The sequence below is a fragment of the Flavobacterium pokkalii genome, assembly GCF_014596575.1.
GTDB lineage: Bacteria > Bacteroidota > Bacteroidia > Flavobacteriales > Flavobacteriaceae > Flavobacterium > Flavobacterium pokkalii.
This window is the reverse complement of sequence record NZ_NASZ01000001.1, coordinates 362653-388024: the sequence shown is the minus strand read 5'-3', so window position 1 is coordinate 388024 and position 25372 is coordinate 362653. Positions and strand designations below refer to the sequence as shown.

Here is a 25372-nt window from a genome sequence, read left to right as displayed (position 1 = left end):
TTTATTGTTTTATAATCGTTAAACTAACCGGATTTTCTAAATCAATTTTTGCGAAATAAACAGCTGAGGCTAATTTTCCCAGAGACAATTTCACTTTTTGATCCACAACCGCATACGTATCTTTAGAAATTAATTGCCCGTTTGCCGTGTACAAAGCAATATGAACTTCATTTTTGAAAGTTGGAACCAAAAGCGTCATTACATCCTGAACCGGATTTGGATAAGCCAGCACCGTATCACTATTTGCAGAAATATTTTGGGTATAAATTCCCTCGCAAGGCACAGCCGATTTCACTTCCAATACATCGCCTTTTTGAACATCAATTGAAAAAGAAATGGAATTGGTCTCAAATTGAGTTATTCCATTCAAAACAACCTGATAAGGTGCTGTTCCCTCGGCTATTTCAACTGCTATTTTATTCGAAGTAAGCGTAGATTTTCCAACTAAAGTCCCACCCGAACCGATTGTAATGAAAAAGCATTGTTCGAAAATTTTGCCGGGAATAGTAATACAAACCGGGTAAGTTCCAGGTGCTAAATCAGAAACCGTCAAACTATTGTTCACAAAATTATAATTGACATTATTGATTTTGACTACATAATTATAAGACTGAATTGCATTGATCGAAATTTGTCCGTTTTTCTTATTGGCGCAGGTTTCAGATTTGGATTCGATAGTAAAATTATCCGAAGGTAAAGCAAAAGGGACATCGGCAGCAAAGGCTGCTTTATTTCCGTAAATTCGAAATTGTCCCGCAGGAATGGCAATCGGCTCATTGACATTAGTCACATTCCAAACCGAATTATCCATCAAATTATACCATTCGCCAGTGTATGGAAATCCTGTTGCAACATTTTGGCTAGTTACATCAAAATTGGCCAAAATAAGCACATCTTTTAAGCTGGTTGAAGGTAGATTAGCATCACTTATTTTTATGGTTTTGGTCAACGAACTACTATTAGCCATGGTAACTGTACCAGAAAAAACTGCCTCTTCGGTTTTAAGTTTTATCATTCGAGCCCAATCGGAATAAATTTTATAACGATTGTCATTGGCTAACCAATTATTTACCCATTGCGGTTGCTGTTTGGTAGCCAATTTACAATCACCAGCTGTAGCATCCGATGAAGTATTTACGGTTCCATCAGTACAACTAAAAATAGAATTTTCATAACCCAATTCTCCAAAATGCCAAATCATCTTTGGTCCCGGAACCAACAAAGAAACCGCTCCAATAGCCGACATTCTGGACAAAGCCGTATTGAGATTTTTGACATTATGAGTAGCGTTGGCAGCATTTCCATATTGTAAATTTTTATACATCAGGCGTTCTTCGTCATGACTTTCGGCATAGCCCATCAATCTGTTTTTAGTAAAACCTCTATTAGCGCTGTTCATTCTGGCAATATTGGCTGTATAACCCATCGAAAGTTCGTTGTACTCATTGGTCATTTTTCCCCACAACATAATTCCCTTGCTAGGCGACTCGGCAATTCGATAATTGGCCCATTGCTGTTCTTCGGTATCGGTGCCCAGATGTTCAAAAATAGTATAATGTGTTGGGTCTAAACCCCAAGAATAATCGGCATAGGATTTCAATACATCCACGCGATCCTGTTGATATCCATTGGTACAACTTTCGTCAGCAGCCGTACAGTTTTGCGTAAATCCTTTGGTCAAATCCCATCGAAAACCGTCAATGTGGTATTCCTGAATCCATTGTTTGATGACTCTTTTTACATAATATTGAGTTCGGGCTTGTTGATGATTAAAATCTTCTCCTACATTGTAACTGTGTTTAGCCTCTGTATTAAAATAAGGATTCTCGGTAGTTGGAGAACCAAAACCATCTCCGTCAGGATCGTTCATCCACATGCGAACCATTGGGTTTCGACCAAAAGCATGGTTGAGCGCCACATCCAGAATGACTGCAATTCCGTTCTGATGACACAAATCAATCAGCTCTTTGAACTTATCCGAAGTTCCATAAAATTTATCCAAAGCCAAATGAAATGAAGTATTGTAACCCCAGCTTTCATTGCCTTCAAATTCCATCACCGGCATTAACTGAATTGCGTTTATTTTTAATTTCTTGAAATGATCCATTCGATTAATCAAATCCTGAAAATTGCGATGCGCATCAAAATCACGGACTAAAACTTCGTAAACCACTAGTTTTTCTTTTTCTGGTTTGGAAAAATTGGTCACTTGCCAATTATAGGCAGTTTGACCAGTTTTTAAGACCGTTACTTCAAAATTTTGTCCGGCTGGATAGGCAGGCAAATTGGGATAAGTAGTTGAAGGAATCCCAGAATCATCATAAGGAGAAAGCACCAAAGTAGAATAAGGGTCGGCAATTTTGACTAAAATTGGCGAATTTGCCAAAGGCGTTTGATCGACAACCCAATATTGATAAGAATAATTAGTTCCAGAGGTCAAACCACTTAATTCCAACCAAAATTTACCTGTTGCTGGATCTTTTTTCATGGCATAATTTGAAGTTGGCTGCCAATTGTTGAAACTTCCAGCAACATAGACAAAATCTTTCCCCGGCGCATCCAAAACCAGCGTTGCTTTTGTCGCATCTGCAACATTATAATTAATTCCATCTTCTAAACCTGATGGCATTGCCTCGGAAATTGTATTTGGATTTACCACCACAGCAAACTTTTTGCTAATTACAGTTGCTCCTTGCGTAACCACCAACTCATAATTTTGATTACTCGAAATTGCCGAATGCGTATAAGAATAGCTGTCTGTACTAGAATTGGTATTAATTGTTGAGCCATTGGCTTTCAAAACATAGCTGGCATTTCCTCCTGAATTGCTCGCTGAAATACTAAAATTGGCTCCCGAAGCAATTATCGTTGTACTATTTTCTGCCGGGGAACTCAAAGTAACTTGGAAAGCCCCAACCTCAACAGCGATATCCTGAGATTGTTTGGACCCGGTTCCGTCTTTTGCTTTAATTAAAAACCCTATTCTGCCAATTCCGTTTCTATTAAAATATACTGATGGTGTAAATGTTTTTGTGTAAGTATCCGTTCCTGCATTATATGTAAATCTACTAGCTTCATTCGAAGAAGTCCAGGAACCGTTAGAAGGAGCATCCATTTGAGTTGCATCATTTACATCATAAGACCATGCCCATAGATATAATGCATTGCCTGTAACTCCCCAAGTACTTTCATTAATACTTGTACCCGCAATTGAAATAGTAATAGAAGTTGTCTCTTCAAAAGTTAGCGGATTTATTGAATAACTAACGGTTTGCTTCTGAGCAAAAGCAGTTATTGCCATCAATAAGAATATTAATAGTACATTTTTTTTCATAATCTCGTTGTTTGTTTAGTTAACTTGATTAAAAAAGGCTATCCGCAGATAGCCTTTTTATCGTATTCAAAAATTACTAATTTTTTGTAACGATGTATGTTTTTGCAGTAAAATCAACAACAATAGTATAGTTTCCTGCTGTTGCAATTGGAATGTTAGCTCCACCCGCATCTAAAGTGCCATCATTTCCATTATCGCCGTAATTTGTTGTCCAGCTATCATCTAATCTGAATTTGATTTCTCCAGCGGCTAAATCCATTGTGATTGAATATTTTTTAGTAGCAGAATTATAATCTAAGTTCGCATCAGCTCCCCAACCGTCACCACCTGTTGTTGCAGCGGTAGCACTACCAATTATACCCCAGTTTGGCCAGGCAGGATATGGTGTTACAGTGATAGTATAAAAATTAGATACCTGAGGAAGCGCACTAACCGCACCAACAGTAGATTTAATACGTACATCTAATTTTCCCTCGGCAAAAGGAGCAAGCCCGGCATCTAAAGCAGCAGCATTTAATTCTTCAACCGTAAAATTTTTAAATTTAACAGTGGTTGCACCCGCTACAGTAGGAGTTTCAAAATTAGTACCTGCTTTTGCTACTTCAATTGTATAGTTAACAACTGTTTCAGTTCCTTCATATTGCGCATCATTCCAAACAAAAGTAGTCGCCAAACTCGCAGCGTTAGCATTTTGAAGCACAAGATTAAAATTAGATTGCGGAGTAAGTAATACCGGTGCAGTTCCTTGAGTGATTACCGGTCTGTTTTCAACATCATCAGCATTACATGACACTGTTAATACGGCAATAAATCCAATTAAAATTTTATATATATTTTTCATTTTTATTATTTTTTATATGGTTAATTATATCCAGGGTTTTGTTTTAAAGTTGGGTTAGCTTGAATGGTTGTGCCAGGAATTGGCATAAGATTTCTGTATGACGGAGTAGAAGTACCATTTTGAATACCACCTTTCCATTGCCATATTTTACTTGATCCCGTAAATTTGTCAAAACGAATTAAATCGGTTCGTCTGTGGCATTCCCAAAACAATTCTCTTGCTCTTTCTGCCAGAATAAAATCTAATGTTAAATCGGAAGTTGAAAGACTGGTCGCATTGGCTCTTGCTCTAATTTTATTGATATAACCTAAAGCCGTTGCTATATTACCGTTTGATGCCCCTCTTAAAGTTGCTTCAGCATACATTAAATACGCATCTGATAATCTAAACATTGGAAAATCGGTATCCGGAATATCATTTCTTTGAGCAGCACTTCCGTCAGATTTTACATTTGTGTACTTCGTAACTGCATAACCATTTGAAAAAGCCCCAACATTAGCAATATCTAAAGTTTGTCCATTGGTATAAAAAGTACCTCTGGCATCTCCCGTAGCAGTTTCATCAGGAAACAATTGAACAAATTCTTTTCTTACTCTGATACCTGACCAACCACCATTCATACCTTGTGCAGCAGCATCCATACTGCCTCCTATAGAAGCGTGCAATATAAAACTCATACCTCCACCGGTCGCTCTAATCGCATTTCCGTCATTGATAACGGGGAATATAAATTCATTTTGAGCTCCATTGGTGTTATTATCGGCAGAAAATAAATAACGGTAAGGCACATCTGCGAAAGTGTAAGCTGAATTGATAACATCATTACAAGCTGTAACTGCTTCATCATTTTTGGCTGTTCCAACATATACTTTTGCATTAAGATAAATTTTTGTCAATAAAAACTTAGCAGCCGTTTTATCTACTCTTCCGTATTCATTTGTTTTTGAAGCCGCAAGACTATTGTCTAAATCTTTTAATTCCGATTCAATAAATGCAAAAACTTCGGCTCTGGTTTTTTGTTCCGGATAGAAAAATCCAACAGGATCATTTTCAGTTGTAATAGGTACATTCCCAAACAAATCCATCAAATTATAGTATGAAAATGCTCTTAGGAAACGCGCTTCCGCTCTGTAAATAGCAATTTCAGCTTTTAAATTGGAGTCGACACCTCTACTGTTTAATTTCTCTTCTGTAGTTTGTCTTAAAAATTCATTAGCAATACTAATATGGAAAAAGGCTCTGGAATACAATCCGTATAAGAATTGATTATTAGTGCTCCAGGTTTGAAAATTTAATGCTGGTAAACCATCATCTCCCCATGCCACAATAGCTTCGTCAGTTGTAAATTCTTGTGTTACAAATAATAGCCTTAAATAACTACTAAAATCACCTCCAATTCCGGCAATATCAGCAGCTCCATCACCATCATTTCCTCCCACATATAAACCGGCATAAAGCTTAGCCAATACCTGTTTATAAGATGCTGGATCTTCAAAAAAGGTTTCTGATAAAAACTCATCATCGTCTTTTGGGGTTACTTCTAAGTCGCTTGTACACGAAGTAAGCGTCATATTCAATCCTAAAATGAATAGGAAAAAATAAGATATATATTTAAATGATATTTTCATTTTATTTTTTTTTAAAATTTGTTCTTGAATGTACTATTAGAAATTTGCATTAACTCCAAACAAATACGTTCTGGCACGAGGATAAACATTGCCATCAATACCATTAAATTGTTCAGGATCCAAACCGTCATATTTTGTCAACGTTAAAACATTTTGAACTCCTGCAGAAAATCGCAATGTAGCAGCCTTAAATAATTTTTTTTCTAAGGTGTATCCTACTGTCAGGTTGTCTAATTTTATGAAAGATGCATCTTTTACAAAATAATCAGAATAGTTACGTTGTGTCCCATTTGAATTAGTTTCTTCATCAAATCCTGTATTATAATAATCTATAGTAATATTTGCTAAATCAGATTCTCTTCTTAAACCTGCCTGTAAATATCCTTTATCAGAGCTTACATTATCAAAAATATAGTTACCCAAACTAGCTCTCCAGTTCATTGTAAAATCAAAATTTTTGTAATTCAATGTACTGACAAAACCAAATGTATAATCCGGTGCTGCTTTGTGAAACCTGTAACGATCTTCGGTGTTAATTTGCCCGTCTCCATTTCTATCTGCATAAGCCCCTTGAATTGGTCTTTTGTTTGCATCATACAATTGCTCATAGACATAAAATGTATTTGGGGCAAAACCTACAGAGTTAATTTGTATTTGATTACCAGTTCCTCCCGTAATAGCTCCCGTAGTATATCCTTGAAAACCCGGAACAGCAAAACCTAAGTCGCTTATCTCCTGTTTAATATAGGTGGTATTGAAAGCTAAATTCCAAGTCAGATTATCGTTTTTAATAACATCTGATTCAATGCTGAATTCAACTCCATTTGTTTTTACACTACCTACGTTAGAAAAACCCTGATTTCTCATATTTGCACCATCAGGATAAGCAATAAAAGCTAAAAGACCATTTGACTTTTTATTAAAATAGTTAATAGATCCTGTTATTTTGTTATTGAATAATCCATAATCTAAACCTATATTAGCTTCAGCTAATTCTTCCCATTTAATATCTGGATTATAACCCTCAGTTCTTGCGACCCTGTAAATAGTGTTTCCAAAAATATACTGGGAATTCACCGTACCTAAGGTCACTCTTCTTAGATAATCATACGAGGCATTAATATCCTGCTGTCCTGTTTCACCATATCCTAATCGTAATTTAAGGTTTGATATAGTGTTGTTGTCTTTCAAGAATGATTCATTTGAAATATTCCAGGCGAAAGCAGCACCTGCAAAATTACCCCATCTGTTTTTTTCAGAAAAACGGGAAGTACCATCTCTTCTATAATTCAATGTTAATAAATACCTGCTGTCATATCCTAAATTTACACGACCAAAGTAAGATTGCAAATTAATATCCGGATCCGTTTGTACATCAGGCTCTGTACCAGGTATTCGTACATCATTAGTTGTAAATCCTTCTCTTTGGAACATCTGATAGTTGTAACCTGTCGTAACATCAACTTTAAATTTTCCTAAATCTTTAGTATAGTTAAAATAGGCATTTAAGTTTTTATTTTGGCGCGAATCTGTATATTGGGTATATCCTCCTTTATTCACCCAATTTCCTGTACTAAAACCTTCAGGTTGAAATCCGGTAGCGCTTTCAGTACTAATATCTATAAATCCGCTACTATCAAATTTATCAATACCTAATTCAACAACAGCTCTTAAATCTTCAAAGAAATGCAATTTATAATCTAATCTTACATTACCCCATTTTCTGGTAGAAGTAGATCTATTGTTTGTTTGATTCAACATAGCCACCGGGTTTCTTCCTGGCAATAATGGTAAATTCCCATTAGCTTCTAACCATTCAAAATAGCCTCCATAACGAGACCCCGCCTGATAAACCGGTTGTGTAGGATCAAATCCTATTGCATTACCTATTACAGCCGCCTGATTTTGGAATCTGTTTTTTCCAAAAGACAGATTTCCGCTAATGTCAATTCTTAAATGATTATCAAATAAAACCGGATTCAAAGACAGAGATGTCGTTGTTCTTTCGAAGCTGGTATTTTTTAATATTCCGGGATTGTTAGTGTTACCTACAGAAAGCCTTACAGGTAATTTACCAAATAGCGCACCACTGGCAGATATATTATTATTTGTTGTTAAAGCCGTATGGAAAATTTCATCTTGCCAATCAGTATTTGCTGTACCTAATAACGCTTTTTGAGCCGCAGTACCTTTTTCATTTACTACAGCACGAAATTGGTCAGCACTTAATACATCTACCGTATTGGCAATGGTATTCACACCTACCTGAGAACTGAAATTCACTTTTACACCGCCTTTGCTCCCTTTTTTAGTGGTAATTACAATTACCCCATTAGCTGCACGAGAACCATAAATCGCTGCTGCCGAAGCATCTTTCAATACCGTGAATGACTCAATGTCATTAGGATCAATTGTAGATAAAATACTTGTAGCGCCATTCGGGACAGCATTACTCATAGGAAGTCCGTCTATTACAATTAAAGGTTCGTTTGAGGCATTTAACGATGATCCTCCTCTAATTCTAATGTCTGCTTTTGCACCAGGTTGCCCTCCGCCGGTTACATTCACACCCGAAATACGGCCGTTAATTAAACTTTCAGCTGTAACGTTCTGACCTTTATTAAAATCTTTTGCTGAAATTTGGGAAACAGAACCCGTTGCATCTTTTTTCTTTACGGTACCGTAACCTACCTGTACAACTACCTCTTTAAGTTGATTGGTGTCTTCAGTCAAAGAAACCGAAAACCCTGTTTGTCCGTTATAAACGACTGTTTGGGCAATATACCCCATAAATGTAAACAGAACTTTGTCACCCTGTTTTACATTAGGCAATTTAAATTTACCGTCAAAATCAGTCGATACTCCTGAAAGAGCACCTTGTACATTTACATTTACTCCCGGGATTGGTTGACCTGTTGCTTTATCGACAACAGTCCCGCTTAAAGTGTTTTGAGCAAACACGGTAAACGGCAACAATAGGAATAAAAATAACAACTTTTTGTAAATTGTTTTCATACTTTTTGTTTAATTAGTTTGTTTTGGTTGTTAATAATAATTTTACAAAACCGAATATGGTCTTTAAGGAAGAGATTATTTCGATTTTGTTAATGTAAAATTATAGAGATTTAACAGTCTCCATTTTAACAACAATAAAAATGTAGTTAAGTAAGTAACTAATTAAGCCTAAAAAACTTTAAAAACAAGCAGTTAAGCATTTTTTATCTCGTGAAAAAAGTAGTGATTATGTAGTCAAAAAAACTGTTTTTTTGTGCTTTTTTTCTCTATTAACAAATAGTTAATTTAACATTCTATTAATTGTATAATTAACAATTATTTATTCTTTAATTTACATAATAAACAATTAAAATTACAAAAAAATACAGACTTTAAAGAATTTAACCGAACTAAATTATTAATTAAAACGGTCTGGAAAGACCAGTTAATTTGACCTATATCAACAGTCCTGAAGGCAAAAAACAATAGCATTTTTACTGATTTTGTATTTTAAGTATTTCAAAATACAAGCTCTACAGACCGGTATTTACGCCTAAAATTTGATGCTATAGTGTGAACCGATAGGTTATTTTTATCAAAAAAGTATTCGCCGGCTTTTTTCCCAATATTTGTGAATTCAATTCGGATATTAAACTTTCATTTGGATTTCCATTTGCCACTATTCCTTGTGACCAGACCAAAAATATTTCCGAACCGGGAATATATTCCCAACGTGCCACTAAATTAGATCTGAATTGTACAAATGAAAAATCAGGATTTTGGATTGAATAATCAATTTGATCATTCATATCTTCATCTATTTCATACTTATTTTCTGTTTTATTAAAATGAATCTGATTATGATTATATAAACTTACCCTGTCTCCATAATAGCTCGCAGTTGGATTTATCACTCTGCTAAAATGATTATACTTCACTCTGGAAATAAAAGGCTGACCATAATATTGAATGGTCAAATTAGGATTAATATTGTAATCTAACCGAATCGAAGTACTTAACGTATGCTGAACTAAATTTGCAGTAATATATCTCGGTATAATATTAAAATGAGTCTGATTAATATATTGCAATTTATTTTTATTCAAAGACAAAGCCGGATTAACCGAAAACATAAAAGCATTTATTGGCTGATAAACCAACGCTAAATTCAGTTCAGAGTATGAAAAAGAATCATTTTTACCTTTGTTATCATATATATTGACATTATATCTTAATTTTTTCCGACTGTCGGATATAATGCTTACCGATTTAAAGAAATCTTCGGAATAACGAAACCGAGGACCTCCCTGTAAAATAGAATTTGAATAATTTACCGGCTTATAAATGGCCGAAAAAATAAAATTCCAGTTGTTTTTCAATACAATATCCGAACTAAGAGTATATTGCATTTTATTATAATTTCCTTCGAAATCAAAGTTAGCAAGCTGCTCCAGATTAGTTGTTATTTTCCGAAAAATACCAAAAGGCTTTAAGGTTTCATAAGACAAAAATGCATATTGCTTAATTTCATCGGCTTGCCTTAAAAAACCAATATCGTTTAATTCCAATTCAGGTGAGCGCCAAATGATTCCTCCTCTATAACGCCAGTTTCCCACACTGGCTTTTCCTGTTTCAAATTTTCCTCCGATTCCGGCAAGGGATGTTCTTGAAGAATTAACTGTAAGATGTCCTGCATCAGTTCTTTGAAAAAGATGACTTATGCTTTTTTGGGTTGCAGTTATAGCTTCTTCACTTCCATTAACCCTGCTGGCTATAAAATTGCCCTTGAAGTAATACTTTCTGTTATTCCAGTTATGCATAAAATCAACTCCTACAGTATAAGCCGATTTATGCATAAAATTTAAAAAATCAGCTTCTAAATTTCTATTTGTTGCTGTAAAAATGGCTCCTATATAACTGTTGCGATTGTTAAAATCTTTTTGGGCACGTCCAACAAAGTAGTTGGTTAATGGTTCAACTAATTCTTTACCAGCTTGTCCGTTTTCCTGAATTTTTGCATATTCGCTATCTGTCACACTTTCCAAAATCCCTATTGACCAGCCATTTTTAGTTTTTCCGCTAAATTTTGCCGCACCTAAAATATTGGTATTATTTGGTACGGATACAAAAGAACCATTAGAAATATTAAATCTGCCATAAGGTTTTCTTCCAATTCGTCGGGAATAAAACAAATTGTCCTGATCATCAGCAAAAGTGTAGTTGAAAATATTTTTGTTCTCAACAAAAAAAGGTCGTCTTTCATCATAAAAAATCTGAAAACCATCCAGCACAATCGCAGCCGGATCAGCTTCAACCTGCCCAAAATCGGGATTTACGGTTAAATTTAATGTTAAATCATTAGTAATAGCTATTTTAGCATCCAAACCTCCATTTAAGTTAAAATCCCTACCTTTTTTAAATGGATTTCCATCTTCACGAGGGTAAGTCTCTAATTTAGAAAGAACAAAAGGCTGAATTTCTATTTGTCGTTGAGGAGACAAAGCTATCAAACCGTGTAATTCTCCAAATTCGCTTACCCAACCCGGAGCGTCGAGAGGAATACGCTGCCAAAGGGAACGCTCTTCAGTTCTAAAATACCTGCGTGTGGACTGAAGCCCCCAAATCTGTTCAGGGGCATCACTAAATTTTAACTGACTAAGCGGTATTTTAATTTCAGCAGTCCAGCCTTCATTGTCAATATTGGTTTTTAAATACCAAATCGGGTTCCAGTTACCCTCCCATGTTTTTCCGTTATCAGAAATAAATCCATCACTTTTTACACCCGCTACCGATGCTGCAAATGAAAAAGCTGTAAGCTTGTCATAATGACTACTTATGTTAATTTCAATCCAGTCTCCTTCAAAACCATCCCGTCTGGATAATCTTTTAACAATACCTTTAGGATCTTTGTCATAACATCTAAACCCAAAATAAATAAATTCTTTATCATATACTATTTTAAATTTGGTTTGTTCAATCGGTTCGGTATTTTCTTCAGGAAGATTTTCAATATAATCTCCGGTCCAGTCCACAATATCCCAACTGGCATCGGTTAAAATGCCGTCTATAACCGGAGCCGCTAAATCACCTAAAAATTTTGTGGTATAAACTCTCTTTTCGATTTTGGGCATATCCTGCCCTGAACAAAAATAAAAAGAGAATACGAATACCAGCAAAAATCGTATTTGCAGTATAATCATATCATTTTATTTGTGTTTAAATTATTTGAAATCTTATGTATGAATTATTTTTTGTTCTGCAGCCCAATAGCGTAACAATTACCGTCAGCGCTTCCAAAATAAACAGTGTTATTGGAAATAAAGGGAGAAGAAACAATAGAACCCAATTTATAAAATTGATCCATCACCGTTTTATTGACATCATAAAAGAGAAAATCACCCCCGTTAGCAGCATAAGAAAAGTCAAGAAGGTCATTATTTAATATTTCAGGGGCTGATAATTTTCTGCTTTCCGTACTGAAACTATTCCATTCCTTGCCCGAAGATTTAGTGCTTACGGCGAAGAAATTACCTGTAAAATCTCCAAAATAGGCCGTATCACCAGCAATGGCCGGAGAAGAATACACATACCCGCTTGTTTTAAACTTATATAATTCTTTTCCGTTTTTTGCGTCCAGCGCCAGCAGCTCAAAAGTATCTGATGTTCCAACATATAATACATCATTCGCCACAACTGCCGAACTGATAATCCATGAATTAGCCGCGTCATACTTCCAAACCAATTTTCCGGTTTCGGCATGGAGCGCAAATATAAAAGGATCACGAGCCCCAAAATAAACCATATCATTAGCCGCCACTACGGTAGATTCAATTCCTTTAAAGCCTAATTGCGTTCCTGTTTCAAATTTCCAGCGCATTTTTCCGGTTTCTGCATCTATGGCATACATATTAGCATCCCAACTGCCAATATAGAGCGTATTTTTGTACAGAACAGGACTGCAGTGAATGGATCCTTTTGCCTCAAACTTCCATTTTAGTTCTCCGGTATTTGCATTGAGTGCATATACATTTCCATCGCTGCTCCCAAAGAAAATTCTTGGATTTTTATCGTCAGGGTTGATAACAGGGGAGGACAAAAAGAAATCCCATAAATCATCCATATATTGGTCCACAGGTTTAAAACCTAAGTAACCTATTTCGCCAAACCACTTTTCGCCACCGGTTTTAAATTTCCATTTCACACGCCCGGTTTTGGTATCAATAGCGTAATAATAGCCATCAAAACTTCCAATGTAAACAGTGTTTTTGAAAACTGCCGGCGAACTATGTACAGCACCTCCGGTTTTAAATTTCCAATGTGTTTTACCTGTTTTTTCGTCGATAGCATAAAGATTGCCATCCTCACTGCCTATGTAAAGGACACCATCATAAACAACAGGTGATGAAAATATTTTTCCACTGGTTTTAACAGCCCATTTTAAATTGCCTAAAGGCATGTGTTTATCTCCTTTAAAAACGCGATTTTGAAATACGTTTGCGGTTCTCTTTTTTTCCTGCTGTCCAAAAACTGCTGAACTTTTTATTCCAAAAAGAATTATAATTACTGCAATTAAATACGTTCGTTTCATGTTTGGCTTGGTTAAATTAGTTTTTTTATGACAATATATTATTACAAAAATAAAAAACAACAGTATGTCTGTTCACTATTTTTTTAATTCCAATATCCACATTTTCATGGCAGGGATAGTGGTTTTGGTTGAAGCATTAAACTTCTCCTCAGTGATCACATTTCTTGCAGATGTAAAATCGGCAGTTCTTTCATCATACTTTTGCAAATCAATTTCTTTTTCAGTAGTACTAGTATTCATGACGCACATGATAGTCTGATTTTCATCGTATCTGAAATAAACATACAAACCATCAACAGGCACATAATGCATCATTTTACCTGTTTTAAGTGCCGAAGATGTTTTTCTGAAATTCGCCAGTTTTCGAACCAGATCCTGAGTAGACTTTTCATCCTCTGTGAGTCCTTTTCCTGTAAAAGCATTTTTTGTATCGGTTGCCCATCCACCGGGAAAATCACTTCGGACCAAACCATCCGGATCCTTAAATCCTTTCACCAAAACTTCTGAACCATAATACAATTGAGGGATTCCGCGGCAGGTAAGCAGCCATTGAAAACCTATTTTTTGTTTTTCTACATTTTTTCCAACAACAGAAAAGAAACGATGTTCGTCATGATTGTCCAAAAGCAATACTTTTTGCATCGGATTTTTACTTAAAAAATCACTGCTAAGTGTATAATACAATTTGTTTACGCCATCAGTCCAGCCAAATGGCTGAGTAAGTGCAGGGATAATTCCGTAATACAGACTCTGGAAATCAACAACCGATGGCAAATTGCTTTTAAAAGGCGTATCGATGTTGTTTTGCTCAAAATAAGTCTGGTTTGCCACTCCGTGAACCATAATTTCTCCAAAAATGGTCATTTTAGGATATTCATTTAAAATGGCTTGATTGCAGCGATTTGCAAAGTTCAAATCATTGTAAGTATAAGTATCCAGGCGAACGCCGTCGATACCAAAGGTTTCAATGTGCCAAATACAATTTTGAATTAAAAAATTGGCCATATAGGGATTATCCTGATTGATATCAGGCATGATCTTGTCAAACCACCCATTACTCATTTTTTTCTGATCCGATTTTGCACCATAAGGGTCAAATAGCGTCTGTTCCCTGTAATTAGTCTGCGTATATTCCGGCCAGCGGTGTACCCAGTCATTTTCCGGTTGATCCTGCTCTAAAAAATGATACAGTCCAAAATGGTTGTAAACAGCATCAAAAATGAGTTTCATACCACGTTGATGCAGTTTTTCGCTCAGTTCTTTATATTTTGCATCTCCACCGTATCGCGCATCAATTTTATAATGATCTGTAATGGCATATCCGTGTTCGGTACGGTTCATCATATCATTTTCCATTATAGGAGTAAACCACAAAGCAGTAATTCCTAATCCTTGCAGGTAATCCAAATTGTTAATTACACCTTGTAAATCACCACCATGACGGTCGTACATTTGGTTTCTATCCAGAGATTGATCCCTCATTCCTTTAATGCGATCATTGGTTACATCTCCGTTACTAAAGCGGTCCACCATTATTAAATCAATAAAATCAGCAGAATTTACACCTTGGGCATATTCGGTGCCGTTGCCGGTTCTGCGGGAATTAAGAGTCCAGTTGATTTTTTGCTTTTTTCCGTTCTGAATAACTTCAATGGATACGGTTCCCGGACGGGCTTCAGGTGAGATTAAAATATCGACAGCAAGATATTTTTTGTTCGAAAACTGATGTGTTTTCAAAACCTGAATTCCTGAATAATTAATGCCGGCATAATCAGAAGAAAAAGCCTCGCCGGTACTCCGAATAAGTAATTGTATTGAATTTGTTTTCATATCTACCCACCAATTAGTAGGATATACATCAATATTCTTAGCATTTGCAGCAAAAGCCAAATGCATTAAAATCAAGAAAAAAAAGAATGCTTTTTTCATCTTTGGTTGTTTTTAAGTTAGTTTTAGAACGAAAGATATTTCTCTTTTTCACTTTAAAAAAACAACTTATTTAAACAACATGATTTACATTGTAAACAACAATTTTAGTTTAAATTAAAGCCTTATTTTTACATTAATACAAAGCCTAAATTAAATGAGCGGAATCACTTATAATCCTGAGAACAAATTTCAAAAAATAAAACGCTATACCTTTTACTGGCTGGGTTATATTTTGCTGTTTAGTATGATTCAGGGACTTCCGGAAGGTGATTTCATAATAGCCTGGCGCAACGAATGGTACAGTGTTTTGCCCAAGATATTTTTTGTGACTATTATTGTTGAATTTTTAATGCCCGGTTTGTTATTTAAGAAAAAAACGACTGCTTTTATTGTCTGCTATATTCTTCTCATTTTATTTTTTGCATTCTTGCAGCGATTAATCGACAATTATATAATATTACCTTATTATTTGACTTTCTGGAAGATTGAACCGCTTTTGTCGGCACCGGTTTTTTTGTACAACGTGAGTAAATTGCAGTTTGTAGTCACGATACCAATAGCATTTAAACTTTTTTATTACTTAGCAGAAGAAAAAAACAAAGTCCAGACGATTTTATCCGAAAAACTGCAGGCAGAATTATCGTCGCTCCGAAACCAGTTTCATCCGCATTTTCTATTCAATGTCCTAAATAGTTTATACTCTAAAATTTTGAGCAAATCGGATGATTCTGCTGAAATTGTGCTTAAAATATCAGATTTGCTTCGGTTTTCCATTTATGATGTCAACAATAGAAGCATCTCTCTGCAAAATGAAATAGATTATCTCAAAAATTATATTTCGTTACAGCAGCTGCGTTTTGAAAATCAGCTTCAATTAAGTTTTAGCGTTTATGGAAATATTGAGAATCATTTTATTGAGCCTTTTTTGATACTTCCGTTTATCGAAAACAGTTATAAATATTGTTTAGACGAAAACAATAAAGGCTGGATTACAATTGCTATTAGTGTCAGTGATGATTGGCTTGTGGTTAAAATTGAAAATAGTCTGCCGGAGCATTTTAATACTATACCGGATAATGTGAGCAGCGGAATTGGAATTGCAAATGTAAAGAGGAGATTAGAATTGCTATATCCTGATAAACATGCTTTGACAATAAAAAATGAGACGTTAAGTTTTTTTGTTTCCTTAAAAATAAAGATAAAAGATGGCAGCAATTAATTGTATTATAATTGAAGATGAATTACCGGCTTCTGTTTTATTGGAACTTCATATTGCTAAGTTTGATTTTTTGGATTTAAAAGGCAAATTTACCAGTGTTTCCAGTGCGCAGAATATTTTGAAATCACATAAAATCGATCTTATTTTTTTAGATATAAATTTACCCGGAAAATCAGGAATAGAATTTGCAAAAAGTCTTTTAGCGGAAACTGCTGTTATTTTTACAACCGCTTATACAGAATATGCTGCCGAAGGATTTGAAATTGATGCTGTCGATTATATTTTAAAACCAATTTCGCTGGAACGTTTTACGAAAGCTATTAATAAATACAGCAAAGTTCGGGAGTTAAACGATATGATATTGTATTCTAAAAAACAAGAGAAAGAAAATCCATTTATTTTTGTAAAATGCGAAAGAAAAATGGTCAAGCTTTTTCTGGAAGAAATAAACTATTTTGAAGCTCAAGGCAATTATTTGCTGATTTTTACCACAGAAGAATGTTATAAAACCTACCAATCGATTACTGAAATGGAAGACAAACTGCCCGAAGGCTTGTTTTGTAGAATTCATCGTTCATTTTTAGTGGCAATAAATAAAATTACAAGCTACAGTACCGGCAGTATCAACATCCAAAATAAGCAATTGCCTATAGGAAGGTTTTATCATTCATCTGTATCTCATATTTTAAATTCTATGAGCAGTGCATTTAGACAATATTGATTAATAAGCAGCGAGAGATTGTTTGGATTTGAAATTTTTCAATTTAATATGAAAAAAATTATTTACACTAGCCCAAAATAATAAAAAAACCCCTCAAATTGCTTTGAAGGGTTTAGGTGTAATAAAATAACTCTTTGCCACTTAACTAATTAAACAAAATTTACTTTATCAATATTCTCAAATCTATTTCTTTTCAATTACGCTGATGGCATAACCACCTCCCGGCGCAGAAAACTGACTCAATTTAGTTTTGTTGGTCACATTCATTTTACGAATGGTATAAGCCTGCGGATTAGTTTTATAATGCGCATTTTTAGCATCGGCATAAATAGTGGCTTCGTATTTTTTTCCTTTTTCAAGGAAATCAAAATTGATGGAAGATACACGAGACGTTTCGCCATTTACATTTCCAATAAACCAATTGTTTGTTCCCTTGGCTTTTCGGGCTACGCTAATGTATTGTCCTGGTTCAGCTTCTAAATATTTACTCTCGCTCCAGTCAACTGCAACATCTTTGATAAATTGGAAAGCATCAGCAAAGCGCTCGTAATTTTCCGGTAAGTCGGCAGCCATTTGCAACGGACTATACATGGTTACATACAAAGCCAGTTGATTTGCCAGAGTACTGTTTAGGTGCGAAGTATTCTCCGGATTGATTTTACTGATATTCATTTCAAAAATTCCCGGTGTATAATCCATTGGCCCGCCAATTAATCGGGTAAATGGCAAGATGGTAACGTGATTCGGTTTAGAACCACCAAAAGCCTGATACTCGGTTCCTCTGGCCGATTCATTTCCAATTAAATTCGGATAAGTTCTGCAAATTCCAGTTGGACGAATCGCCTCGTGAGCATTGACCATAATTTTATAATCGGCAGCTTTCTCAATAGCATATTGATAGTGATTTACAATCCATTGATCGTAATGATTTTCGCCTCTTGGCAAAATTGGCCCTACATAACCACTTTTCACCGCATCATAACCGTTGTCTTTCATAAACTGATACGCTTTATCCATGTGACGCTCATAATTTCGGGTTGAACCGGAAGTTTCGTGATGCATAATCATTTTGATTCCTTTGGATTTGGCATATTCATGAATTCCTTTTACATCAAAATCCGGATAAGGTGTCACAAAGTCAAACACATAATCTTTAGAATGACCAAACCAGTCTTCCCAACCTACATTCCAACCTTCAACCAATACGGCATCGAATCCGTTTGCGGCAGCAAAATCAATGTATTTTTTCACATTAGTTGTATTGGCACCGTGTTTTCCGTTAGGTTTCGCTTTAGCAAAATCAGTTACACCTAATTGCACCGTTGGATACTCATCAGTATAAGCCCATGTGCTTTTTCCGGTAATCATTTCCCACCAAACACCTATATATTTCACCGGTTTTATCCAGGAAGTATCGTCAATTTTACAAGGGTCATTTAAGTTCAAAGTCATTTTGGAAGCCAAAATTTCCCGGGCATCATCACTCACCATAACAGTTCTCCAAGGCGACTGGCAAGGTGCCTGCATATAGCCTTTATCTCCTTTAGCATCCGGAGTTAACCAGGATTCGAAAATCATGTTTTTATCATCCAGATTCAGGTGCATGCAGGAATAATTAATCAAAGCCGCTTCGTGCAAATTGATGTATAATCCGTCAGCCGTTTTCATCATCAAAGCCGTTTGAACTCCCGTAGGCGAAAAAGATTGCTGAGAAACATTAGCCGTCATGGCTTTTTCCGTCAAACCTCTGATTTCGGATAATTTTGAAGTCGTATAATCGTATTCCTGAGTATCATAATCTCCCGGAATCCAAAACGCGGTGTGATCGCCGTTCATGGCAAATTGGCTGCGCTCTTCTTTAATCACAAAATAAGTCAGGTTCTTTTGCGAAGGAAACTCGTAGCGAAATCCTAAACCTTCATCAAACAAACGAAAACGGATAATCATTTGTCGGTCGGTTCCTTTTTGGTTTAGCGTAACTACCAATTCGTTATAATGGTTACGAATGCTGGCTACTTCGCCCCAAACCGGTTTCCAGATTTCATCAAAAGTAGTCGTCTTTGTATCTGCAATCGCGAAATCATTCAATAAAGATTTTGCATCGTCTTTCAACTCCAATCCCAATTTACTAGGCTTAATAACTACTTTGCCTTTGTATTTCAAACTGTAGCCGGGAGTTCCGTCTTTTTGCAAAGAAAACTCCATTTGCAATTGCTGATTGGGTGACTTAAGCTGCTGTGCTAACAAAGTATTGCACGTTAAACAAAGCCATGTTAATAAAAAGAAATGTCTCATTTGGTTGTTTTAATAAAATTAATAATCTGCTTTAACTTCTTTGGTTAACCAAATTTAAAACGATTTCACAGTGCCTATTTTTACTAATATAATTTGGTAGCTATAAATCGTAATTTAAAAACATAATTTATTCATTTACAATATTTTAAATAATATTTTAAATCAAAAAAAGTAGTGGTTTAGTAGTATAAAAAAAGCCTTTTAACCCCAAAAAAAGAGTCAAAAGGCAGCTGTTTTTGAAAAAACAATTTTCTATTTATTTGTACCTATTCGCATTACATTTGCTTCAAACTCATCTCTTGGTCCTAATGCTTTATTCCTTAGTTTGGTCCTGTAATTATAAATAGTCGATAAGGAATAACGCAAAAATTCGGCAATTTTAACACTATCGGATATTCCTAAACGAATCAGGGCAAAAATTCGCAATTCGGTATTCATTAACTCGCCCGGTTTTAATTTAATGTCTTCGTTATCGGTCAGCAAACTGTTGAATTCCTCAATGAAATTAGGGAAAAGCAACAAAAAGGTTTTATCAAAATTATGATAGAACTCTTTCAACTCAACTTCGATAAACTCCTTGGATTTTACGGCTTTGACCAATTCAGCGGTTTTTCCACTGGAAACAATAACATTCAGTTTGCGTCGGTATTCGTCTAATTTACTGATGTAAACCGAGCATTGATCCATATATCTTCCAATGTAAATTTCTTTTACCAAATTGGCTTCTTTGAGTGTGGTATTAGTTTCATTCAATTTTTCGTTAAAACTGTTCAACTCTTTATTCAATTCGATAAATTGACTGTTGGCCAAACTGATTTCCTTTTTAGCTTTAGATAATTTTTTCATTTGTTTGAACAACAAAATCAAAACCACCAGTAAAAACAACGACAGAATACTGGCGCTCACCAAAAAGACAATCAGCTGATGCCTGTTGGTATCATTTTGTTTTTGATAGGCATCATTAATGATAGGCATCATTCTCGAAATTTCATACGTTCTCAAACGCGCATTACAAAAAAGCGCATCTTCCAGCGAACGCTTGATGTATTTGTAAGCGCGGTCGATATCGCCTTCTTTGTACATGATAAAAGCCAAAGAACGCAGGGAAATGTATTCCTTTTTCTCCAGCTGTAAATCGGAAATAGCCGATTTAATTAACCATTTTTTCTCCTGTTCAAAATCTTTTTTTCGTTGGTAAGTTTCCGAAATAATATAAGCAACCACCGCTTTATCAGGATCATTATTACTTATTTTCGGAAAATAATCCTGTAACATTCGAAGCGTCTCATCGTATTGTCCTTTTTCAAAAAATTTATTCGCTTGCGTGATAACATAGGATTTCGAATTTGCAGGATCATATTTAAAAACAGAATCCCGAAACTGCTGCGTCAACTGCACATAACTATTTTTCTCCTGATTGGAAGCCGCATATTCCGACATGTACAAATAAATAGAACTATGCACTCCGTAATAAAAACTTTTAATTTCGGGCGTGGGATTGATATCTACTTTATTCAAAATATCCGTAGCTTCCTTATACATTCCCAAAGTTCCCATAATGGACGCCAAATTTAATTTTGCCGTATTAATTTTGTTTAAATCCTTTAAAGTATTGGCTACTTTCAAACTTCGTCGGGCATAATTTAAAGCCGAATCCGATTGATAAGCACGATATTCATTATATAATTTTTGATATATCTCGTATTTCTGGGCATTTGAAGACGTTAATTTCAGTAAACTGCTCAATTTATTCATTTCGGCTTCTTTCTTATTATGATAAAATTCGCTTTTATCCAAAGTCGCGTCTAATTCATCTAATAATGAATTCATTTCATCTTGAGAATACAGTAGTGCAGGAAAACAAATAATAAGGAATAAAGTCCAAATTTTATTCATTGTGGTTGTTTTTTGGTTAGGTTAAGGTAGAACTAATTTATTAAATATTCGGCAATAAAAACTTTTTTAGAGCACTTAAAAAATACTTTTCAGCAAAAAAATTGCATAACAAAATCAAAAGAGTTAAAAAATAATTCGCTCGTATTCCAGAAATATTTTCAATTTTTATCTAAAAATATACGAAAGGCGAATAGAACCGTAAAAGTAGCCAATCGTTCGGTGAAATTTTAATTCTTTGCCCCGGTAAACAAAGGCATAGGATAAATTCCAATTGTTTTTTCGATAGCGAAATCCGGCTTCGGCATTGAACCGCAACGGAATCAAATCAAAAGTTACCGGACTGTTATCATTAAACATGCTGCCCTGAATGGTAGCATCATAAATTTGATAATTTAAAAAAGGCGCCATGTAAAAATAAAATTCCCTCGCCTGCTGGATCGTATCGGCTCTTATTGAAGCACCATGAAAATTGGAATCTGAAAGCGGCATTAATTTTTTCAGCCCAATTCGGGTTACAAATCCGGTGGTTAGCGAAGTAAAAATGGTTCCTAATTTAGCTTCCGACAACCATTGAAAATCGATTCTTTCGCTTTTAATTTTTTTCAGAACAGGACGGGAAATCATAAAATACGTTTGAATCCCAAAGGTGTTTTGAATTTGATAATCCCATTGCTCAAAAGCAGTATAATGAAACAACCGATGCGTTCCGGATTGTACTTTGTCAGCAAAAGAATAAGGTCCTACAAATCCTAACTGTAAATATTTTTTAAAAACCGTTTGATTCGAATAAAAATTAGTATTTCCAAATTCTCCGAAAAGATAACCCGCAAAAGGACGATCAAACATATCTTCCTCATCGACATAAATAGTCCGCGGACTGTACATGTATTGTCCTAAACGGATTTCATTGATTTTCTTGAGAACATTTGGTTTGCTTTTTTTAGCCAAATACCGATAGAAAACTTCTAAACCATTCGTATAATATTGATCATTTTTAGTAGAAGTATACAAATCATTATCAGTAATAACTCCTATTTCAACACTATTATTCTGACCCGATATACGAACCGAAAGCAAAAACAAATAGAGTAATAATAATGTTTTGATTCGCATCTAATATTCAATTTTACCTACAGTATTCATCACGCGCATGATTTTATCTTTTCGTCTGTTGATGTAAGACGACGAACTCGTTGCGGTATATTTTCGAGGATTAGGCAAAATGGCGGCTATTCCGGCGGCTTGTCTTCGGGTTAAATTAGCGGCGTCTTTTCGGTACCAATGTTCGGCTGCCGCCTGTGCTCCGTAAACGCCATCGCCCATTTCGATGCTATTTAAATATACCTCCATGATACGCTCTTTGCCCCAAATTAATTCTATTAAAACCGTAAAATAAGCTTCAAGGCCTTTTCTTAAATAACTTCGACCCTGCCACAGAAAAACATTCTTGGCGGTTTGTTGCGAAATGGTACTTCCACCTTTTATTTTCCTTCCTCTGGAATTACTTTTATAGGCTTTTTGCATGGCCTTAAAATCAAAACCATTGTGTTGTAAAAACAATCCGTCTTCACTGGCAATAACTGCTTTTTGCAAATTAACTGAAATATTTTCCAGTGGTTCCCAGTCGTGACTGAAATAAACCGGCTTTCCGGCAACTTTATTTTCTATGGCTCTGATGAGCATCAATGGTGTAAACAGCACTGGAACAAACTTAAAAAAGACCACCAAAAACAGTGAAAGACCAACAAACCACAAAATCATTTTAAAGAAAAACACTCTCAATGTTGCCATAAAATTTCGGGAAGCTTTTTTAGTTTTTGTTTTAGGATTTATTTTTGTTGCCATTATTCGAAACCGGATTTTTTAATTTCTTTAAACTTACATAATTCTTTTAGAAATAAAAATCCACCCTTAAAAAACGGCGATTTTTACAGGGAGTAAAATTACTTTTTTTAAAGATTCTTCCAATAGATTTAACCTTATTTCTAATTCATTTAAAAAAAACTTAAAGTACAATCTACTTTAATACGACAATTTTAAATTAGCTATTTTTATATTTCTAAATAAAGATCAATGACTGCTCATAAAATGACTGCCGAATTATTATGGCAACTAGGAAGATTAAGCGTTTTAGGATTTTCCAAAGACAAAAAATATATTGTTTATAAAGTCAACACACCTTCAATAGAAGAAAACAAACAAAATACAAAGCATTATTTTATTCCGGTTAACGGAGGAAATCCAACCGAAATTGAAAACCCAAATACTATTTTAAAAAACAAAAATATATCGCCTGATGGCAAATACCTGCTTTCGCATCAGGAAGTAAAACTTCAAAATATTTTAGGGAAAGATTTTTATCCGGAACTGGAAAAATCAGAAGTTCAAATTTACGATTCCTTAAATTACAGACATTGGGACAGCTGGCACGAAGGGAAATTCAACCATGTTTTTTATAGTGAAAACCGCGATGATGCTCCTAAAACCGACATTATGCCAAACGAACTTTTTGACTGTCCGCAAAAACCTTTTGGCGGAGACGAAGATTACATTTGGTCACCGGACAGCAAAAGCATTTTGTATGTATGCAAAAAAAAGACAGGAACCGAATATGCTGTTTCTACCAACACAAACATTTTTCAATACGATTTAAAAAACAAAACAACCCGCAATTTAACCGCGGAAAATGCCGGTTATGATGTGGCACCCCAGTTTTCAAATTCCGGAATATTAGCCTGGTTACAAATGCAACGAGACGGTTATGAAGCCGACAAAAATGATATTGTTATTCTTAACAATGAAATCAAAACCAACTTAACGGCTCATTGGGACGGCACAGTAGATAGCTTTTTATGGAGTGATGATAACCAGAAAATTTATTTTATTGCTCCTATTGATGGCACCAAACAATTATTTGAAATCGCCTTAACTAATCCAAAACCCACTCAAATCACGGACGGAGATTTTGATATCACAAAAATCGTTGGTTATCACAACACTCAAATTATTGTTTGCCGAGAAGATATTAATCATGCTTCTGAAATTTTCTCTTATGATTTAGCTGAAAAAAATTGGATACAAATCACCAATATCAACACTAAAATCTACGAAAAATTAACCTTCAGCAAACCCGAAAAACGATATGTAAGCACTACCGATGGCAAGAAAATGCTGGTTTGGGTCATTTTTCCGCCTAATTTTGATGCTTCCAAAAAATACCCAACACTTTTATATTGCCAGGGCGGACCGCAAAGTGCGTTGAGTCAGTTTTATTCTTTTAGATGGAATTTTCAGTTAATGGCTGCCAATGATTATATTATTGTTGCCCCAAACCGTCGCGGAATGCCCGGACACGGAGTAGAATGGAACGAACAAATAAGCAAAGACTGGGGCGGTCAGGTAATGGACGATTATCTTTCGGCGATTGATACTGTGGCTGAGGAAAGCTATGTTGACAAAAACCGTTTGGGTTGTATCGGCGCCAGTTACGGTGGTTATTCGGTATTTTATTTGGCAGGAATTCACGATAACCGTTTTAAAACTTTCATTGCACATGACGGGGTTTTCAACACCCAAAGTATGTATGGCACTACCGAAGAAATATTTTTCAGCAACTGGGATTTTGGCGGTGCGTATTGGGAAACTGAAAACAATGTTTCCCAAAAAGCCTACAATGAATTCAATCCGATAAATTTAGTAAACAACTGGAACAAGCCTATTTTAATTATTCAGGGAGGAAAAGATTTTCGGGTTCCTATTGGTCAGGCGCAGGAAGCTTTTCAGGCAGCGCAATTAAAAGGTATTAAAAGTCGTTTTCTCTATTTCCCGGAAGAAAACCACTGGGTTCTTAATCCACAAAATGCACAAATTTGGCAAAAAGAATTTTACAAATGGCTGAAAGAAACACTTTAAAACTATCAAACAATA

14 protein-coding genes are annotated in these 25372 nt (G+C 35.2%); 3 read left to right on the top strand and 11 right to left on the bottom strand.

Going from position 1 to position 25372, the window contains the following annotated elements; genetic code table 11:
* Position 1: 1 nt before the first annotated feature.
* From B6A10_RS01665 to B6A10_RS01635, 7 genes are all read right to left on the bottom strand, one after another.
* Complete coding sequence (locus tag B6A10_RS01665; RefSeq protein ID WP_188219462.1) at positions 2–3334, bottom strand: alpha-amylase family glycosyl hydrolase; 3333 nt, start codon at positions 3332–3334, stop codon at positions 2–4.
* A 76-nt stretch (positions 3335–3410) separates the two neighbouring features.
* Complete coding sequence (locus B6A10_RS01660) at positions 3411–4175, bottom strand: SusE domain-containing protein (RefSeq protein WP_188219461.1); 765 nt, start codon at positions 4173–4175, stop codon at positions 3411–3413.
* Between the two features lie 20 nt (positions 4176–4195).
* Complete coding sequence (locus tag B6A10_RS01655; protein ID WP_188219460.1) at positions 4196–5803, bottom strand: RagB/SusD family nutrient uptake outer membrane protein; 1608 nt, start codon at positions 5801–5803, stop codon at positions 4196–4198.
* Between the two features lie 36 nt (positions 5804–5839).
* Positions 5840–8818, bottom strand: coding sequence for a SusC/RagA family TonB-linked outer membrane protein (locus B6A10_RS01650; protein WP_188219459.1), 2979 nt, complete (start codon positions 8816–8818; stop codon positions 5840–5842).
* A gap of 545 nt (positions 8819–9363) precedes the next feature.
* Positions 9364–11997, bottom strand: coding sequence for a DUF5916 domain-containing protein (locus B6A10_RS01645; protein WP_188219458.1), 2634 nt, complete (start codon positions 11995–11997; stop codon positions 9364–9366).
* A gap of 44 nt (positions 11998–12041) precedes the next feature.
* Positions 12042–13385 carry a beta-alanine-activating enzyme beta-propeller domain-containing protein gene (locus B6A10_RS01640; protein WP_188219457.1) on the bottom strand — a complete coding sequence of 448 codons (1344 nt, stop codon included), beginning with the start codon at positions 13383–13385 and terminating at the stop codon, positions 12042–12044.
* 75 nt (positions 13386–13460) lie between these two features.
* Positions 13461–15314, bottom strand: coding sequence for an alpha-amylase family glycosyl hydrolase (locus tag B6A10_RS01635; protein ID WP_188219456.1), 1854 nt, complete (start codon positions 15312–15314; stop codon positions 13461–13463).
* A 154-nt stretch (positions 15315–15468) separates the two neighbouring features.
* Here B6A10_RS01635 and B6A10_RS01630 point away from each other — a divergent pair, with 154 nt between their 5' ends.
* Together B6A10_RS01630 and B6A10_RS01625 are read left to right on the top strand one after the other, a co-directional pair.
* Positions 15469–16533, top strand: coding sequence for a sensor histidine kinase (locus B6A10_RS01630; protein ID WP_188219455.1), 1065 nt, complete (start codon positions 15469–15471; stop codon positions 16531–16533).
* The gene (locus B6A10_RS01625) at positions 16520–17254 is read left to right on the top strand and encodes a LytR/AlgR family response regulator transcription factor (protein WP_188219454.1); all 735 of its coding nucleotides are present in this window, start codon (positions 16520–16522) and stop codon (positions 17252–17254) included. Before B6A10_RS01630 ends, B6A10_RS01625 begins: the two co-directional genes overlap by 14 nt.
* A gap of 183 nt (positions 17255–17437) precedes the next feature.
* Here the strand turns inward: B6A10_RS01625 and B6A10_RS01620 are convergent, their stop codons facing one another.
* The 4 genes from B6A10_RS01620 to mtgA form a co-directional block, all read right to left on the bottom strand.
* Positions 17438–19549, bottom strand: coding sequence for a glycoside hydrolase family 97 protein (locus B6A10_RS01620; protein WP_188219453.1), 2112 nt, complete (start codon positions 19547–19549; stop codon positions 17438–17440).
* Between the two features lie 252 nt (positions 19550–19801).
* The gene (locus tag B6A10_RS01615) at positions 19802–21445 is read right to left on the bottom strand and encodes a DUF6377 domain-containing protein (protein ID WP_188219452.1); all 1644 of its coding nucleotides are present in this window, start codon (positions 21443–21445) and stop codon (positions 19802–19804) included.
* 165 nt (positions 21446–21610) lie between these two features.
* Positions 21611–22558, bottom strand: a complete 948-nt coding sequence (locus B6A10_RS01610) for a lipid A deacylase LpxR family protein (protein ID WP_188219451.1) — start codon at positions 22556–22558, stop codon at positions 21611–21613.
* A complete protein-coding gene (mtgA, locus tag B6A10_RS01605; RefSeq protein WP_188219450.1) occupies positions 22559–23290 on the bottom strand; it encodes a monofunctional biosynthetic peptidoglycan transglycosylase in 732 nt (243 codons plus the stop codon).
* Between the two features lie 228 nt (positions 23291–23518).
* Between mtgA and B6A10_RS01600 the strand changes: the two genes are divergently transcribed.
* Entirely contained in the window at positions 23519–25357 is a 1839-nt protein-coding gene (locus B6A10_RS01600) for a S9 family peptidase (protein WP_188219449.1), read from the top strand.
* Positions 25358–25372: the final 15 nt, after the last annotated feature.

What these genes read in the sequence shown, in the direction of transcription:
- B6A10_RS01620 (WP_188219453.1), bottom strand. Translation starts at nt 19,549, where the DNA reads ATGAGACATTTCTTTTTATTAACATGGCTTTGTTTAACGTGCAATACT.
- B6A10_RS01625 (WP_188219454.1), top strand. Translation starts at nt 16,520, where the DNA reads ATGGCAGCAATTAATTGTATTATAATTGAAGATGAATTACCGGCTTCT.
- B6A10_RS01630 (WP_188219455.1), top strand. Translation starts at nt 15,469, where the DNA reads ATGAGCGGAATCACTTATAATCCTGAGAACAAATTTCAAAAAATAAAA.
- B6A10_RS01655 (WP_188219460.1), bottom strand. Translation starts at nt 5,803, where the DNA reads ATGAAAATATCATTTAAATATATATCTTATTTTTTCCTATTCATTTTA.
- B6A10_RS01615 (WP_188219452.1), bottom strand. Translation starts at nt 21,445, where the DNA reads ATGAATAAAATTTGGACTTTATTCCTTATTATTTGTTTTCCTGCACTA.
- mtgA (WP_188219450.1), bottom strand. Translation starts at nt 23,290, where the DNA reads ATGGCAACAAAAATAAATCCTAAAACAAAAACTAAAAAAGCTTCCCGA.
- B6A10_RS01640 (WP_188219457.1), bottom strand. Translation starts at nt 13,385, where the DNA reads ATGAAACGAACGTATTTAATTGCAGTAATTATAATTCTTTTTGGAATA.
- B6A10_RS01610 (WP_188219451.1), bottom strand. Translation starts at nt 22,558, where the DNA reads ATGCGAATCAAAACATTATTATTACTCTATTTGTTTTTGCTTTCGGTT.
- B6A10_RS01645 (WP_188219458.1), bottom strand. Translation starts at nt 11,997, where the DNA reads ATGATTATACTGCAAATACGATTTTTGCTGGTATTCGTATTCTCTTTT.
- B6A10_RS01635 (WP_188219456.1), bottom strand. Translation starts at nt 15,314, where the DNA reads ATGAAAAAAGCATTCTTTTTTTTCTTGATTTTAATGCATTTGGCTTTT.
- B6A10_RS01660 (WP_188219461.1), bottom strand. Translation starts at nt 4,175, where the DNA reads ATGAAAAATATATATAAAATTTTAATTGGATTTATTGCCGTATTAACA.
- B6A10_RS01650 (WP_188219459.1), bottom strand. Translation starts at nt 8,818, where the DNA reads ATGAAAACAATTTACAAAAAGTTGTTATTTTTATTCCTATTGTTGCCG.
- B6A10_RS01600 (WP_188219449.1), top strand. Translation starts at nt 23,519, where the DNA reads ATGACTGCTCATAAAATGACTGCCGAATTATTATGGCAACTAGGAAGA.
- B6A10_RS01665 (WP_188219462.1), bottom strand. Translation starts at nt 3,334, where the DNA reads ATGAAAAAAAATGTACTATTAATATTCTTATTGATGGCAATAACTGCT.